Annotated in this window: 15 protein-coding genes and 1 riboswitch; of the genes, 5 read left to right on the forward strand and 10 right to left on the reverse strand. The window is 63.2% G+C overall.

Annotation, left to right across the window (positions count from 1 at the left end; genetic code table 11):
- Positions 1–94 precede the first annotated feature (94 nt).
- Both AC3WQS_RS03650 and AC3WQS_RS03655 read right to left on the reverse strand, forming a co-directional pair.
- Positions 95–1174, reverse strand: a complete 1080-nt coding sequence (locus AC3WQS_RS03650; RefSeq protein WP_019744946.1) for an alcohol dehydrogenase catalytic domain-containing protein — start codon at positions 1172–1174, stop codon at positions 95–97.
- On the reverse strand, positions 1171–2364 hold the full coding sequence (locus tag AC3WQS_RS03655) for an LLM class flavin-dependent oxidoreductase (protein WP_020908805.1): 1194 nt from the start codon (positions 2362–2364) through the stop codon (positions 1171–1173). The genes AC3WQS_RS03650 and AC3WQS_RS03655 overlap by 4 nt, the downstream gene beginning before the upstream one ends.
- Before the next feature lie 217 nt (positions 2365–2581).
- Here AC3WQS_RS03655 and AC3WQS_RS03660 point away from each other — a divergent pair, with 217 nt between their 5' ends.
- Together AC3WQS_RS03660 and AC3WQS_RS03665 are read left to right on the forward strand one after the other, a co-directional pair.
- Positions 2582–2893: a hypothetical protein gene (locus tag AC3WQS_RS03660; RefSeq protein ID WP_492713467.1), complete on the forward strand. Its 312-nt coding sequence runs from the start codon at positions 2582–2584 to the stop codon at positions 2891–2893.
- A gap of 54 nt (positions 2894–2947) precedes the next feature.
- On the forward strand, positions 2948–3598 hold the full coding sequence (locus AC3WQS_RS03665; RefSeq protein ID WP_021332208.1) for a TetR/AcrR family transcriptional regulator: 651 nt from the start codon (positions 2948–2950) through the stop codon (positions 3596–3598).
- Between the two features lie 425 nt (positions 3599–4023).
- On the opposite strand, the gene AC3WQS_RS03670 is transcribed toward AC3WQS_RS03665, so the two are convergent.
- Both AC3WQS_RS03670 and AC3WQS_RS03675 read right to left on the reverse strand, forming a co-directional pair.
- Entirely contained in the window at positions 4024–4149 is a 126-nt protein-coding gene (locus AC3WQS_RS03670) for a hypothetical protein (protein WP_256063234.1), read from the reverse strand.
- Positions 4150–4236: 87 nt separating this feature from the next.
- Positions 4237–6561 carry a helicase-associated domain-containing protein gene (locus AC3WQS_RS03675; protein ID WP_492713468.1) on the reverse strand — a complete coding sequence of 775 codons (2325 nt, stop codon included), beginning with the start codon at positions 6559–6561 and terminating at the stop codon, positions 4237–4239.
- A 60-nt stretch (positions 6562–6621) separates the two neighbouring features.
- Between AC3WQS_RS03675 and AC3WQS_RS03680 the strand changes: the two genes are divergently transcribed.
- A complete protein-coding gene (locus AC3WQS_RS03680) occupies positions 6622–6810 on the forward strand; it encodes a hypothetical protein (protein WP_019744939.1) in 189 nt (62 codons plus the stop codon).
- A gap of 83 nt (positions 6811–6893) precedes the next feature.
- Here AC3WQS_RS03680 and AC3WQS_RS03685 read toward each other — a convergent pair whose 3' ends face one another.
- Complete coding sequence (locus tag AC3WQS_RS03685; RefSeq protein WP_019744938.1) at positions 6894–7457, reverse strand: transglycosylase family protein; 564 nt, start codon at positions 7455–7457, stop codon at positions 6894–6896.
- Between the two features lie 8 nt (positions 7458–7465).
- Positions 7466–7675, reverse strand: a riboswitch (cyclic di-AMP (ydaO/yuaA leader).
- 394 nt (positions 7676–8069) lie between these two features.
- Between AC3WQS_RS03685 and AC3WQS_RS03690 the strand changes: the two genes are divergently transcribed.
- Positions 8070–9467: a YncE family protein gene (locus tag AC3WQS_RS03690; protein WP_021332210.1), complete on the forward strand. Its 1398-nt coding sequence runs from the start codon at positions 8070–8072 to the stop codon at positions 9465–9467.
- 121 nt (positions 9468–9588) lie between these two features.
- Here AC3WQS_RS03690 and AC3WQS_RS03695 read toward each other — a convergent pair whose 3' ends face one another.
- Positions 9589–9978 carry a YccF domain-containing protein gene (locus tag AC3WQS_RS03695; protein ID WP_003939919.1) on the reverse strand — a complete coding sequence of 130 codons (390 nt, stop codon included), beginning with the start codon at positions 9976–9978 and terminating at the stop codon, positions 9589–9591.
- Between the two features lie 33 nt (positions 9979–10011).
- Positions 10012–10239 carry a hypothetical protein gene (locus tag AC3WQS_RS03700; RefSeq protein ID WP_003940194.1) on the reverse strand — a complete coding sequence of 76 codons (228 nt, stop codon included), beginning with the start codon at positions 10237–10239 and terminating at the stop codon, positions 10012–10014.
- 215 nt (positions 10240–10454) lie between these two features.
- On the opposite strand from AC3WQS_RS03700, the gene AC3WQS_RS03705 reads away from it, so the two are divergent.
- The gene (locus AC3WQS_RS03705) at positions 10455–10868 is read left to right on the forward strand and encodes a cold-shock protein (protein ID WP_007733502.1); all 414 of its coding nucleotides are present in this window, start codon (positions 10455–10457) and stop codon (positions 10866–10868) included.
- A gap of 88 nt (positions 10869–10956) precedes the next feature.
- Here AC3WQS_RS03705 and AC3WQS_RS03710 read toward each other — a convergent pair whose 3' ends face one another.
- From AC3WQS_RS03710 to AC3WQS_RS03720, 3 genes are all read right to left on the reverse strand, one after another.
- Complete coding sequence (locus tag AC3WQS_RS03710) at positions 10957–11424, reverse strand: DUF2771 domain-containing protein (RefSeq protein ID WP_225989529.1); 468 nt, start codon at positions 11422–11424, stop codon at positions 10957–10959.
- A 26-nt stretch (positions 11425–11450) separates the two neighbouring features.
- Positions 11451–13145 carry an MFS transporter gene (locus tag AC3WQS_RS03715; protein ID WP_030244200.1) on the reverse strand — a complete coding sequence of 565 codons (1695 nt, stop codon included), beginning with the start codon at positions 13143–13145 and terminating at the stop codon, positions 11451–11453.
- 69 nt (positions 13146–13214) lie between these two features.
- The gene (locus AC3WQS_RS03720; RefSeq protein ID WP_051636494.1) at positions 13215–14045 is read right to left on the reverse strand and encodes a glutaminyl-peptide cyclotransferase; all 831 of its coding nucleotides are present in this window, start codon (positions 14043–14045) and stop codon (positions 13215–13217) included.
- Positions 14046–14047 lie beyond the last annotated feature (2 nt).

A 14047-nucleotide genomic window follows, 5' to 3' on the forward strand; every position in this document is an offset into this window, starting at 1 on the left:
TCGGAGCGCATACGCCAACAGGCGACGCTCGCACAGCCAGAAGTAGAGGTGCCCGAGTTCGGGCACCCCTACGTCAACAGAGCAGGACCAACCGCTATTCCGGACGACCTGCAGCGGGCAGGACGAGGATCTTCACGTGCTCGTCGGGTGCGCGAAGAGCCGCAAAAGCGTCCGAAACTCCATCGAGCCCGACACGGCCGGTAATGATCGCTTCGGCGTCGATCTCGCCGGCGGCCAACCGAGCAAGGGTGATGTCGTACGCGTTCTCGTAGGGGCCATGACCGAAGTTGATCGAGATCCTTCGGAACTGCCCGATGACGGGAACGATGGTCTCGTCGCCGAACGGCGCAGCCAGGACCTGAATTCGCGAGTTGAACGGCAGGGTGCGCATCAGTTCGCCGATGACCCCCGCCCGGCCGCTGCATTCGTAGGCGATCAGGATGCCGTTCGCGGCCTGGCCCACGAGCGGGTTGCCTTCGGCGACCATCTGATTCCACAGTTCGATCGGATCCTGTGTGAAGGGGTCGACGACGATGTCCGCGCCCATCTTCTTGGCGAGCTCGCGGCGTTTGGGGGAGGGTTCGGACGCGATGACGATCTGTGCCCCTCTCGCTTTCGCAGCGACGATGGCACCCAGTCCGATCGTCCCGCAACCGACGACGAGCGCTGAATCGGCCGAGGTGAGGCCGGACTGCTGGAGATGCATCTCGCCGACGTGTAGAGGTTCGGCCAGTGTGGCGTGCTCGAGTGACAGATGGTCGGGAACCTTGCGGACCCAGAATGCGTCGACAACGATGTGATCGCCGAACGCACCGTGGTATTCGTTCGAGTAACCGATGATCGTCGGGATCCCGGTAGCCGTGTCGGTGGCCAAGCCGATGCCGGCCACCCGATCACCGATCATGAAATCGTCTACTGCAGAACCGGTCTCGGCGACGATGCCCGCGTATTCGTGACCCAGCACCACGGGTGCGTCTGGATCGAAGGTGGCGAGCGGGTAGCCACCGTTGTGTGCGACCTCGACGAATCGGCACGGGTCCTTCGACATGCTCAGGTCGCTGCCGCAGATTCCGCAGGCGACGACGTCGATGCGGATCTGATGGGGTGCCAACGGCGGCGCGTCGGCCATCTCGGCGACGGCGAATTCTCCCTGGTGGAATCGGACGGCCCTCATGCGCGCACGGCTCCCGTCTCGGCCGGTTGGCCGTAGTAGTCGGTATGGGCTTTGGTGATCGCTCCGACCAGCCCGCCGATCAGGTATTCGCGGTTGTCCTCGGCGAACTGCATGCTCGCCTGACGTCCGACATTCCGCTTCCGGAAGTGCGGGACCACCTCGGAGGCGAACAATTCGTAGCTGCGTTTGGTGTCCTCCCAGCTCGCCATGTCCACGTGAAGGATCAGGAACGTGCCGAACCCTCCTGTCTTCTCGATCAGACGCTCGATCTGAGCAATCGCATCTTCGGGCGTACCGATGATCGCCTGACCGAACTCGCCGAGCGTGTCGTTGCGCCACTGGTCGATGATTCCGGCAGGTGTATCTGCCCAGGCCGGGTTCTGGCCGGTCTGTCGATTCACGTAGGAGGCCATCGATCCGATCCGTCGGCTCACGGCGCGCTCGGCCTCGGCTCGGGTCTCGGCGATGAACATCGGATTGACCACACGCCACGTCGCCCGGTCGGCGTGGTGGCCGTGCTCGGCCGAGACCTTCTCGTACACATCCCAGTTGCGATCCAGTGCGTCGAATCCGCTGGGTGAACTCGCCGCGAGTGAGAGCAGGGAGAGCCCGTTCTTGCCGGCGAGCACCGAACCGTTGGGGGAAATCGTCGACGCTGTCACGGTCTCGATGCCGTCCGCACGGTATGTGGGCAGCTGTGCGCGTGCGTCACGCAACGTGAACCAGTCGGTTTCCATGTTGACGACCTCGCCGCGGAGCAACGCGAGAATGGCCTCGAGCGCTTCGCCCTGGCGGCGACGCTGGTCCGACGGGTTGATGCCCATCATGTGTGCATCGAGGGGAATCTTGCCGGGGCCGGTGCCGAAGATGAGCCGTCCGCGCGTCTGCAGATCGAGCTGAGTGATGCGGTCGGCCGTGATCAGCGGGTGGTGATAGGGCAGGGACGTCACGCCTGTGCCGAACTGGATGCGCTCGGTTCGCTCTGCGGCGGCCGCGATGAACATGTCCGGGGCAGGCACGATCTCGGCGCCGGTCGAATGATGCTCACCCATCCACGCTTCTTCGAATCCGAGGTGGTCGAGGTGTGTCATGAGGTCGATGTCGCGTCTGAGTTGCAGGGCGGGATCGGCGTCGAGCGGATGGTACGGGGCGAGGAAGGCTCCGAAGCGGATGGACGATGCGGACCACACGATGACATCTCCTGTCGACAGGGGAGTGATTTGGATCACTCGCTCTGATGGAGATGTCTAACATGGATCAACTGATCCAATAAGTTGAATCTCCCGCACAGTGGGAGGTTGGTAATCACTTGTAGCTCAACGCTATCTGGCGTAATCATGTCGTCTAAGGTTGTTCCAAGTCGATCAACTGAACCAGGCATTTTGAGAAGGAGCGTTGAAAGAGGTCATGCAACTGGACGTCACAATCACCCCCACCTCCTCGACCGTCGAACTGAACGGGGTCGACGACTTCACCAGTCTCTCGGTCGTCGTAGGCGGCGACGATCAATCCGAGACTCTGAGTCGGGCATTGGAACCGTGGGGGGAACTCGAGGACGATCATGTCTGGCTCGACATTGCTCACCTGGAACAAGCCATCGCGGCCCAGGTCGGAAACGCGCAGTGGAGGCAGAAGTTCTCCGCGATGGTGGACTACGCACGCGCCCACGGCTGGGTCGATCGCGACAACAGGGTGCGAGCACACCGTGAATCACTCTGACTCCGCGGTCAGCGCTTCGGAGAAGTTCGGCGAGCCCGTGCGAAGCTCGTTCGTATGACCGACTCCCGGCAGAACCGTCAAGGCGACGTGACACGTCTGCGTTTGCTCAAAACTGCTGAACGGCTTTTCGCGACAGAGGGATTGGATGCAGTTTCGCTGCGCGCGGTCAACGCGGCGGCCGGTCTCGGACCGTCGTCCGTCCACTACCATTTCGGCACCAAGGAGGATCTGGTCGCCGCGGTGCTGTTGGACATGGGAACGTCGGTGCGAGATCAGATCAGCGCGAACGTGGACGCCCTAGCCGCCGACAAGGAGCCGCCGACGGTCGAAGCGTTGGTGCGGGCCGTCACGGCGCCATACAAGACACTGCTTCTTCGCCATCGCACGCGGGGAATGCGATGGATCAGAATCGTCACGCAGATTTCGCAGCCGCAGATGTCACGGCCGGGCCATCCAGCCCTCGAGGCGACCGAGCTGCACCTTCGCGATCATCTTCTCGACCAGGTCCGTCGTAGCTTTCCTGCTACCGATCCCGAAAGGCTCGAGACTCGCTGGGCGGTTGCCTTGATGGGCTTCCTCCAGGCGTTGAGCCGGGCGGACGATTGGAGCGGAAGCAGCAAGCCGCTCGCGCCGGAGCGACTTGCCGACTTCTACGAGGACCAGGTCGTCTTTCTGGTGGGTGGAGTGCGACAGTTATTGGGATGAGCGCCTAATTGATGCGCCTCCTATTTCTGCGCGACCACTGACTTCCGCATTTCCATTACATGAGTAATAGCTTCGGAAATTCCGGATCTATAACCGATATTCTTTTCGGAATCACCCGGAGTGGAATCAAGCTCCGATTCGAGTCTCGTTTGAATACGGTCCAGGGTGTGGATTGTTCTTTTCACGATGGTTGATTCTCTTTCTGCGGTAAATCCGAAAGAAGTATTCCGGATTGCCGAGCGTGTTCGTCGAGGACACACAGTGATGCAAGGGTCATGCCCGCTGCGTAGCCGCGCGAGCGTGCATCAGTTCCTCGACTACGTGACTTGAACAGGTTGAATGTTTCGTGCAGGTGCACGAGGGTGTCGGTGGAGGCAGGCATTGGTCAGCTTCGCAGTCAGCTCGTCTTCCTCTGGACTGTGCTGTCAGCTCCGCTTCCGCTTACGAATGAACTCGGAAGACTCCGTATTTTTCGCCCGCTTTTCCGCGCGGCGTTCCTTGATCGACTGAGCGGGTTTCTTCATGTTCTTTCCCGGCGCCTTGTCAGCCATTGTCGCTCCTCATTTTTCGAAGTGGCAATCACAAACTGACCTCGACCATACTTCATTTACAGAAAAAAGCCAGTTGCTTCTTTTCTGCTACTTTTTTCCGGAGTCGACGGGGCTGACGGAAGTAATGCGGTGCAACGTGAAACGGCGTACGGCACCACTTGCCGGGTCGAAGGCGTCCAGCTGTCCGCCGCCCACGCTGACGGGGTCGACGATGCGATGAGTCGCTACCCCCTGAGCGTCGACATAGCCGATGTTGACGCTCGAATTGTCCCGGGCCGCTGTGGCCAGTAACGCGATGGTGGCGGCATTGTTCTCCCTCGAACCGTCCGTCCGGACACCACCACGGCCCGGGGCGGACGCGCGGTCACCTGCTCGCATCGTGCGTACCAACGACGCCAATTGATCCGCCGACGGGCTCGCGGGCATTCGCGACGCCGGTCGGCTGCGACGGTTCGGTACACGCGCCCCGCGTGGGCGGAGATCGACCAACGTGCCCGAGGAGTCCTCACCTGCCGGCGCGAATCCGGCTGCGCGCAGCTCGGCCAGGACCTCGCGCAGTGGGGCCTGCGAAATCGCGACTGTGGGAGCCAAGGCGCGCAATGCCAGGGGCTCCGCCACCGCCGAAGCGAGGACCTCCGCCAGCAGTGATGCGTCCTCACATCGAATGAACGACGCCGCCACTCCGGCACGCAGTCGCCCGTGTCGACGGGCGACATCGTCGATCAGATACGAAAGTGATTGGGGAACAGGCGTCTTCGATTTCGAGGCGAACATCGCATGCAGTTCGGTGGCCGTCAGACCGGCGTCGAGCGCACGACGCACGCTGTCCTCGCTGATGCGGTACATGGACGCCGATCCTGCCGACTCGATGTCCGCGACCAGGCTCACCTGCTCGAGCAGGTCCGGTACGAGCGGGCCGGGCGCAACCAGAGTCAGATCTGCCTGGACCAGGATGTAGTCGATGGGCTCGGGTAGCGCGGACTGCATTTCGGCTTCGGCGTGCCCGCCGTGCAGCAAAGCTCGTCCAGGTGACGACAACGCGCCGCGGGCCACCAGTCCGAGCGCGGCGGCCTCGTCCAGAGTCCGCTCGATTGCGAACGTCCGTAGGCGCCCGCTCCATCGCGGGCGTCGCCACGCCAGTAGTCGACTTACCTCGACGGCCGATGCAGTCTGGCCACTGTCGAGTTCGGAGAGTAGTCCCAGAATGGCCTGGCGATCGCGCGGAGCCGCCGGGGCCCGGCCTTCCTCGGACAGCGCCGCGATGGGCTTGTCGGTGGAATCCCTCAGCCCGATCATCCACGGAACTCGCGGTACGTCGACCCAGGCGGACGCCAGCACCTCCCACCGACGAGCTGTGGACGCGTTGAGCCAGCCGTCGACGGCGAGTGTGGGCGTCCAGTATTCGTCCGCGTTGTCCGAGACCGGCGCCGGGTCGGGCGTTCCACTGGCGATGAGTCCGGCTGCCGAGAGCAATTCGACGAGCAGGCTCACTCGCGCTTCGTCGAGATCGGCCGTCTTGGCCACGCGTCGTAGTTCTCGAACACCGAGTCCACCGGCTCGCAGTGCTGGGGCCGGTGCTGCGCCCAGAACAGCGATCACGCTCTCGCATTGGCGTACCAACTCGAGCGCCTCGCCGGCCGCTGAGGCGTTCACGTCCGCGGGTTTGAGTTTGTCGCCCCCGATGACGGGTGCGGTCAGCGTCGTCGGATCGAAAACCGGCTCGCCGCGGATGACCTGACGAACCGTCGCCGGAAGCTCGACGGTCTGCTCGTCGAGCCACCGCAGCAGGCCGGCCGCCAGCAGTCGCTGAACCGGGCGCTCAGGCGGCGTTCCGGGGGCGGCGTCGCGGGTGCGACCGATCGGGCTGGAGTTGGCGAGAGTCTCGAGGAGATCCCGCTCGCGGGTGTCCAGAGCGTCGAGGGCTGCCGAGATCTCGGTCTCGGTCATCGCCTCGGCAGGTTCGAGGGCTCGCCCCACACGCCACGGAATCATCCCGATGACTGCCGGGACGACGCTGATGGAATCGACACCCCAGACGAGGGCGGACGCACGCATCTTCGACAGTGACTTGTCGACGGCCTTCTTGGTGACCTTGCCCTTGCCGGTCAGGGCGCGTTCGGCGATTGCACTGTTGAGCTCCGCCCGCGTCATCGGAGTTTCCTCGGCGCCAGCCAGTGCCAACAATTCGAGAAGACCGAAATCGAGGGTGTCGAGTTCGTCCGCCGCTCGGCTGACCGACGCGCGTTGCTGCGCCCGACCACTGAGAACCACCATCGTGCTCGGCGGCGGTACGGCCAGATCGGGGCGCAGACGCAGCAACTCCGTCAACTCGGCGTCACTGCGCGCCGAGAGCCAATCGGTCAGACTTTCGGCTGCGGAACTGCCCGCCGGGGTGCCACGTGTTTCGGTCATCAGGTATCAGATTAGAGACCTGGTCTGTACGGCGTAACGGCGTCCTGTCAAAATGACTTCGTGGCCAACAATTCGAAGCAACACTATGTAGATCCAGGATGGCCGGAAACTGCAGACGGAGATCACGCAGTGACCGAATTGTCATCGACCCGCGCAGGTGGACTTTCACCCTTCGGCGAGGACACCACCTTTCCGGTTCCGGTGGAGTCACTTCCTTACGTACACCCGCACACCGTCATCAACCGATAACAACTCGACACGAAGAAGGCCCGCACCGATTCGGTGCGGGCCTTCTTGATGTTCGAGCGTCCGAGCGGACAGTCTTACCGGTGTTACTTGAGGAACGTCTTCGCGGTGTCGGCGACTGCGAGGATCTGCGGGTCGACCGGGATGCCGTTGGCCTTGGCGAACGCGATTGCCTGATCGATGGCGTCAGCGACCGGGTGTGCAACGGTCTGAGCGACCTGCTGTGCCGGAGCCGGAGCTGCCTGAGGAGCCGTGGTGGCCGGAGCGGAACGCTCGGTGGCGCCGCTGCTCAGTCCGAGGCTGGAGGAGCAGGACGGCCATGCGCCCCAACCCTGGTTTGCGAGAACACGCTCGGCAACAACGATCTGCTGCTCGCGGGTGGCCTGGTTTGCGGTGGCTGCGTACTGTCCGCCGCCGTGTGCGTTCCACGTGCTGGGGGAGAACTGCAGTCCGCCCTGGTAACCGTTGCCGGTGTTGATGGCCCAGTTTCCGCCGGCCTCACACTGGGCGAGACGATCCCAGTCGGAGTCGGGGGCAGCGCTTGCGGTTCCGGTGGCTGCAATTCCTGCTACGCCCATGATGGCGCCGGTGACGGCGACCTTGGCGACAGTGCGACCGGTGGTGGTGGGCTTGCGATGGCGTCCGCTCATGATGGTCGAAATCCTCTCCACACGCGCCTGCGAGGTCAGCTGTCGGGTTCGGGCTGAGAGGTCGCCCGGCCTCGCCTTTCCTGGCTGGAAAGGGTCTGGCTTCACCCCAAGATTCGGTCTTGCGATCGAACCGGTGTCCACTGGAGAACTTTTCTGTTCTCACAGAGGACTTTGGGTCCCCCGTCCTCGTCCCTGGAATGCTCTGTCGGAAGTCCGGTACCCGCGGGACAAGGCTTGGCGCGGCGGGCCGGAGGTGGCCGAGTTTCCCGGCCGAAAACGACGGTAACGGCTCGAGTCTCTCGTGTCACCATTTGATAACGCGGCGTGGCGAAGGACGTACAACGCGTCACACAAAGCGCAGGAGACTCTTCCCAGGTAGGTGGGGGTGCCTGAGTGAATGTCCGGTTGTGTCCGTTCCGTTATCCACCCGTAATGTGAGCAAGGTCACACGTTATGTGGAAATGGAATTCCGGCCGAGTGAGAGGTGCGCCGATCCAGGTCGAAGATGTGTCCTGTGTCTCAACATCGAGATTGAAACTTAGGTTAGGTTTGCCTGACTTGCCCCGAATGGGCAGGGTTCGCAGAGTCTTCCAAAGAAGTAGGGCACCCCTCATGAAACTGCAATACCGTCGGCGTGCGGTCACCGCGTCACTCGCCGTCGCCGCTGCTGCTGTCGGCCTGGCCGTCACTGCTCCCGCTGCACACGCCTCACCCGAGGATCCGACACACGGTGTTGTCGGAAGCTATTCCGCAACCCAGCCCGGCGACATCGTCGTCGACTCGGCAACCCACCGCGGATACATCACGCAGTACGGCGGACCGACCAGCTCGTTGTCCGTCGTCGACACGAACACCGGCAAGTCCGTCGGCACCATCGACGGTGTCGTCGGTTACCCGTCGGCACTTGCCGTGGACTCGGACCTCGGACGCGCATACGTGTCCTCCTCCTACGGCGGCGCGATCTCGATTGTCGACACGAAGACCGGCAAGGTCGAAAAGACGGTCACGCTGAGCGAGAAGAACCCCGACGGCTCGCGGCCGCAGATCAACGATGTCGTCGTCGACCCCACAACACACCGCGCGTACTTCTCGGACTACAAGTCCGGCAACATCCGAGTCGTCGACCCCAACGCCGCCGACGCCGTGTCGAGCATTCTGGTCGACAAGTCGGCAACGCCGACCAAGCTCGCCTTCGACAGTGTCCGCGGCTTTCTCTACATCGCGGACACCAACTTCTTCGACGAGAATTACGGCCGCACGCTGTGGCAGGCGGACGTACGCAAGGGCGGAGCACTCAAGTCGATCGTGCGTGCCGACAACCTCTACCCGGTCGACGTCGATGTCGACACGAACACCGGCAACATCTACATGACCGACACCCGGGCAACCAACCTGTGGGCGATCACCCCGGCCGGCGCGGTTCTGTCGAAGACCACGCTGTCTCCGACCGCGATTCCCAACGGCGTGGTCGTCGACGCTGCTGCAGGCATTGCATATGTCGCGGACGTCATGAACGGACACCTGTGGTCGGTCGATCTGACGACCCGCGCCACCACCGCTCTGACCGATACCAAGGTTCCGGCACTGGAGAAGGTCAAAAACCTCGCGCTCGACACCTCGACCGGCGCCATCGCGTCGACGACCAACGGGGGCAAGGTGACCGTCGTTGCTGCGTACCCGCTACCCGCGACCGTTGAACTGCCTGCCGCTCAGGTCGGTAAGGCGTATTCGCAGAAGCTCACTGCCGCTGATACCCGGGCAACCTTTGCGCTCACCAACGGTGCTCTGCCCGGCGGACTGACCCTCGCACAGGACGGCACCATCTCGGGAACCCCCACGGCCGTCGGCAGCGTCACCGTCGAGATCACTGCGAAGAGCGTGCTTTCGCGCGCTTCGAGTGTGACCATCGTGGTCTCCGAGGGTCCGGTCGGCCCCGTTGATCCGGGCAACCCGGGAACGGGTACCGGTTCGCTCGGTAACCTCCCCGGACTCGGTAGCCTCGGCCGCTGATCCGACCTGATACGAGAGAACCCGACCACAGCACCTGCAGTGGTCGGGTTCTTCTGTCTCCGGGCCCGCTTACGCGTAATTGACGCGGTCCACGGCTATGCGTAATTGACGCGGTCCACGGCTATGCATAATTGACGCGGTCCACGTCGACGATCTCCTTGCCGAGCGGCATCAGCGAGATCGGAATCATCTTCAGGTTCGCGACCGCGAGCGGAATTCCGATGATCGTGATCGCCATCGCGACGGCGGTGACGATGTGTCCGATCGCCAACCAGATACCGGCGATGATCACCCAGATGACATTGCCGATCATCGAACCGACGCCAGCGGTCGGCTTGTCGACGACGGTCTTACCGAACGGCCACAGTGCGTAGATGCCGATGCGGAATGCCGCGATTCCGAAGGGAATCGTGATGATGAGGATGCAGCAGATGATGCCTGCGGCGAAGTAGCCCAACGCCAGCCAGAAGCCGCCGAACACCAGCCAGATCACGTTCAGGAGGATTCTCATGGTCAGTGACCTTTCGGTTGAAGGCGGGGGTGATCAGCGCACGCGTCGGCCGGATCTGAGTGTGTAGACGATGGCCAGAAGGAAGCCGATCGGGCACGCGAGTGCCACCAGGTACAACGCCAGGCCGGGCGGGGTGTCGCTGAAGATGTGGACTGCGAAGATGGCCACGATCGCCAGGAATCCGACGATGAACAGTGCCATCGCCGTACGGAACAGACCGTTTCCGGTGCCGGAAGTGCGCGGGTTCGGTTGAGGGTCCACACCTACGAGGATAGTGCCTGTAAACCTGGGTGCCGACCCGGGTTCGTCACAGGTAGACTGTTAACAGACTGCGCGCCCCGCTGAAGCAAGTGTGGGGCGCGTTCTTTTGCATTCTTCCACCGGAAGCGATGCGAGCAAGGCCATGAGGCTCTTCCGAGAGCCTCCCGAGCACATTGGGGCAGATGCCCCAGTCGAGTGATGAGCAGGTGAACGCGGTGCCGACCGGCAAGGTGAAGTGGTACGACGTCGAAAAGGGTTTCGGCTTTCTGTCGCAGGAAGAGGGCGAGGACGTCTACGTCCGTGCTTCCGCTCTCCCCGAGGGCGTCGAAGGCTTGAAGGCCGGCCAGCGCGTCGAGTTCGGCATGGCTGCGGGCCGCCGCGGTCCGCAGGCGCTGAGCCTGAAGGTGCTGGAGCCGGCGCCGTCGTTGCGGGGCGCTACGGCGACGCGTCGTGAGCCCGTCGAGCGTAAGCACACCCCTGACCAGCTGCACGGCATGGTCGAGGACATGATCACGTTGCTCGAGGCGAAGGTCCAGCCGGATCTGCGCAACGGCAAGTACCCGGACCGCAAGACCGCTCAGCGGATCTCCGAGGTCGTCCGAGCCGTCGCTCGCGAGCTCGATACCTGATCGCTCGATTCGAGCTGCCGTACACGGCTTCGAAACAAAATGCCCTGCACACCAATCGGTGTGCAGGGCATTTTCGTTCTTCCGGGGATCAGGCGGTCTTGATCGACCAGATCAGTAGTCCCTGTTCGCTTCCCTCACCGACGGCGAGGTGGATTTCGACGCCGACGAGTTGCTTGACGGGATCGCTCGAAGATTCGACCGTCACTGCCAGGGCCTCGCCGGGCTCGAAGACTCGGGGTTCGCCGGTCTGGTTGCCGTCGGCATCCTCGTAGACCGCCAGCAGGGCCCACTGCGCATCGGAGACGTCCGTCGACAACGACAGCTGCAGCGGGTAGCCCGCGGGAACGTCGAGGGCATAGATGTCGCCCACCTGGGCGCACTGGGACAGATCGATGGTGCAGAACCCGGCAGGGTTCGTCTCGATCGTCTTGCCGTGTGCGTATGCAGTGATGACCGGCAGCTTTTCGGGGTCGTCGTTGATGTTCTTGATGATCACGAAAAGAACGGAGACGTAAGCAACTAGTGCCACCACCATCAGGACACTGATCGCTGCCACGATCTTCTTTGTTCTCGAGCGCATCATCACTGCGGAGTACTTCCTTGTCCTCGGTTGGATTTACCGGTGTAAATCACTTCGGTCACTTCTTGTTCGGCCAGATCGGGTCGCTTCCCGCCGAGGCCGGGCAGGAGGCTGCTTCCTCGGTAGCTCAGGAAGGTCTGCAGAAGCCCGATCGTCAGGAACACCGATACAACAGTGAACCCGATCCAGTATTCGGTCGGAAGCAGAACCCCCAATGCGCCGCCGAGTACCCAGCTCAACTGCAGAACCGTCTCGGATCTGCCGAATCCGGACGCGATCGATTCCTCGGGCAGGTCGTGCTGGAGTGACGCGTCGAGTGAGACCTTGGCGAGTGCGCTGGCTGCGGAGGCTACGAGTGTGGCCAGCGCAGCGGTCATCAGGTTGTCCGTCAGCGCTGCGATCACCGCGATGATCCAGACCGACGCAGTGCACCGGAGCACGATCAGTGCGGGCCGGCCGAGCTTGAGGCGCGCACCCGTGGCATTTCCGGCGAAGTTTCCCAGACCGGCCGCTGCGCCGACCAGGCCGAGCATCATGGCTTGCTGGAGCGGCTCGTGATCGGTGCGTGATTTGGCGACGAACGCGATGTAGAGCGTCAGGAAGCCGGTGAGCACGCGAATAGTGCCGTTGCCCCAGAGTCCGATGATCACGGCGCGTCCGAGAGGCTGTCGGACCTTGGCCGGTTTCGCGTTCGGCTGTGGTGGGGCGCTGCCGGCGTGGTGCGCCTCGTCCGGGTGGTAGGTGATGGTCGCGGGAACCTCACCCTCGGTGACTTCGACCCACGACGGGATTCGCATGCTCAGATATGCGCCGAAGACGGTGACGGCGACGGCGAACCATAAGGCTCCGGTGGAACCGAAAGCGAGCGCGAGCGCACCCGCGACGGCGCCGGCGCCGATCGTTCCGCCGATCAACCCGAAGACCGTCAGACGCGAATTGACGCGCACCAGGTCTATTTCCGGTGGTAGGACGCGTGGTGTCACCGCACTCTTGAGTACCGAGAACGATTTACTGAGCACCATCATGCCGAGCGCGGCCGGATAGAGGATCCAACTGTCGAAGTTGAAGACCAGGATCACTGCGAGGAGCGTCCGGATTCCGAACGACGACGCGAGTGCGATGCGGCGGCCGCGCTGCAACCGGTCGAGCATCGGACCGATGAGCGGTGCGATGACCGCGAACGGTGCGATTGTGATCAGGAGATAGAGCGCGACCTTGGTCTTGTCCTCGCCCGTCGCCGCCGAGAAGAACAGCGTGTTCGCAAGGGCGACGGAGATCGCGGCGTCGGTGGCGTTGTTCGTCATCACTGCGTAGGTGAGAGCGGTCAGACCGGACTTGTCCGCGCCGTCGGCCTTCGCTGCGCGCTGGAAGGTCGCGATGCCCTTGTTCGTCAGTTCGCGGCTGCGCATCGCTGCGACGCGGGTGACGGTGAGCTTGCGGGGCATCGGGGGAGCCTTGGGGGCGTCCGCACCCGGTGCCTTGGAACCGGACGCAGAATCCGAGTCTCCCCGTGATTCGGGGATCGGGTGCAGCGGCGGCAACGGCGTGCGCCGCGCGGCGGGGCGAGCGGAAGGCGGGTAGTTGTCCGGGCGGGCCGCGGGTGGGTAATTGTCGTAACCGGGGTGCACCTGTTGCCCCTCCGGCTCGTCGTGGATTCGCCGAGTTTCGGGGTCGTAGGGTTCGCGCGGTCCGGTCACCACTCAATTCTGTCCTAGTGTCGGCGCGGCTACCACGCACACCCCTGCGAGTCCTGTGTCATGTCGGACTCAGTTAACAAAACGGACTTCGAACATCTGCGGCCAATACTTGCCGGTGAGCAGGAATCGATCGGTACCGGGAATCTGCGCGATGCCGTTGAGAACGTCGACGGTGCTGGTCGATCCATCCGTGACGAGTTCTTCGCGTAGCGCCGATGCGTCGTACACGTTCGTGACGGTGCCGTCCGACGGGTCGATTCGGACGACGGTGTCGGTGGTCCAGACATTGGCGTAGACGGAGCCGTCTTCGGCGCATTCCAATTCGTTCAGCTTGCCGACGGACTCCGAAGATCTGGTGACGTCGACTGTCGAGATCGGCGCAAAGGTTTCGGGATCGCGAAAGGTCAACGTGGCCGAACCGTCGCTGGAGACCAGCCGATCCCCGAGCGAACAGATTCCCCATCCCTCGGTGTCGAGTGGGAACCGCCCACGTTCGGTCAAGGTGTCCTTGTCACGGGCGATGGCGACGCCGTCTTTCCAGGTGAGTTGCCACAGTGTGTCTCCGGCGACAGTGATGCCCTCACCGAACAACGGCGGGTCGAGATCGGCACGCGCAACTTCCGGTCCCGAAGCGGGGGACTGCTCGTCGGAGATCTCGCTCGAGCGCACCCAGGACTGCCCGACGCGTCCGGTGCTTTCGTACAACCGGTTTCCGTCGATCTCGAGGCCCTGCGTGAACGCGTCGGGATCGTGCGCGGACACTCGAACGATCTCGACGGAGCCGGTTTCGGACGTGAGGCTGTCGGGAGCACCGGGGGAATCGGAGCACCCCGCCAGGGCTGACGCGATCACGGCGACCACTGCAAAAGTGCGCACGGAATTGGCGTGTGACCTACTCATCT

This window comes from Rhodococcus sp. FW305-130 (assembly GCF_058788335.1).

Bases quoted from the DNA above. Each gene is read 5' to 3' on its own strand.
- AC3WQS_RS03650 (WP_019744946.1), bottom strand. From the start codon at position 1,174: ATGAGGGCCGTCCGATTCCACCAGGGAGAATTCGCCGTCGCCGAGATG.
- AC3WQS_RS03660 (WP_492713467.1), top strand. From the start codon at position 2,582: ATGCAACTGGACGTCACAATCACCCCCACCTCCTCGACCGTCGAACTG.
- AC3WQS_RS03665 (WP_021332208.1), top strand. From the start codon at position 2,948: ATGACCGACTCCCGGCAGAACCGTCAAGGCGACGTGACACGTCTGCGT.
- AC3WQS_RS03670 (WP_256063234.1), bottom strand. From the start codon at position 4,149: ATGGCTGACAAGGCGCCGGGAAAGAACATGAAGAAACCCGCTCAGTCG.
- AC3WQS_RS03675 (WP_492713468.1), bottom strand. From the start codon at position 6,561: ATGACCGAAACACGTGGCACCCCGGCGGGCAGTTCCGCAGCCGAAAGT.
- AC3WQS_RS03685 (WP_019744938.1), bottom strand. From the start codon at position 7,457: ATGAGCGGACGCCATCGCAAGCCCACCACCACCGGTCGCACTGTCGCC.
- AC3WQS_RS03690 (WP_021332210.1), top strand. From the start codon at position 8,070: ATGAAACTGCAATACCGTCGGCGTGCGGTCACCGCGTCACTCGCCGTC.
- AC3WQS_RS03695 (WP_003939919.1), bottom strand. From the start codon at position 9,978: ATGAGAATCCTCCTGAACGTGATCTGGCTGGTGTTCGGCGGCTTCTGG.
- AC3WQS_RS03720 (WP_051636494.1), bottom strand. From the start codon at position 14,045: ATGAGTAGGTCACACGCCAATTCCGTGCGCACTTTTGCAGTGGTCGCC.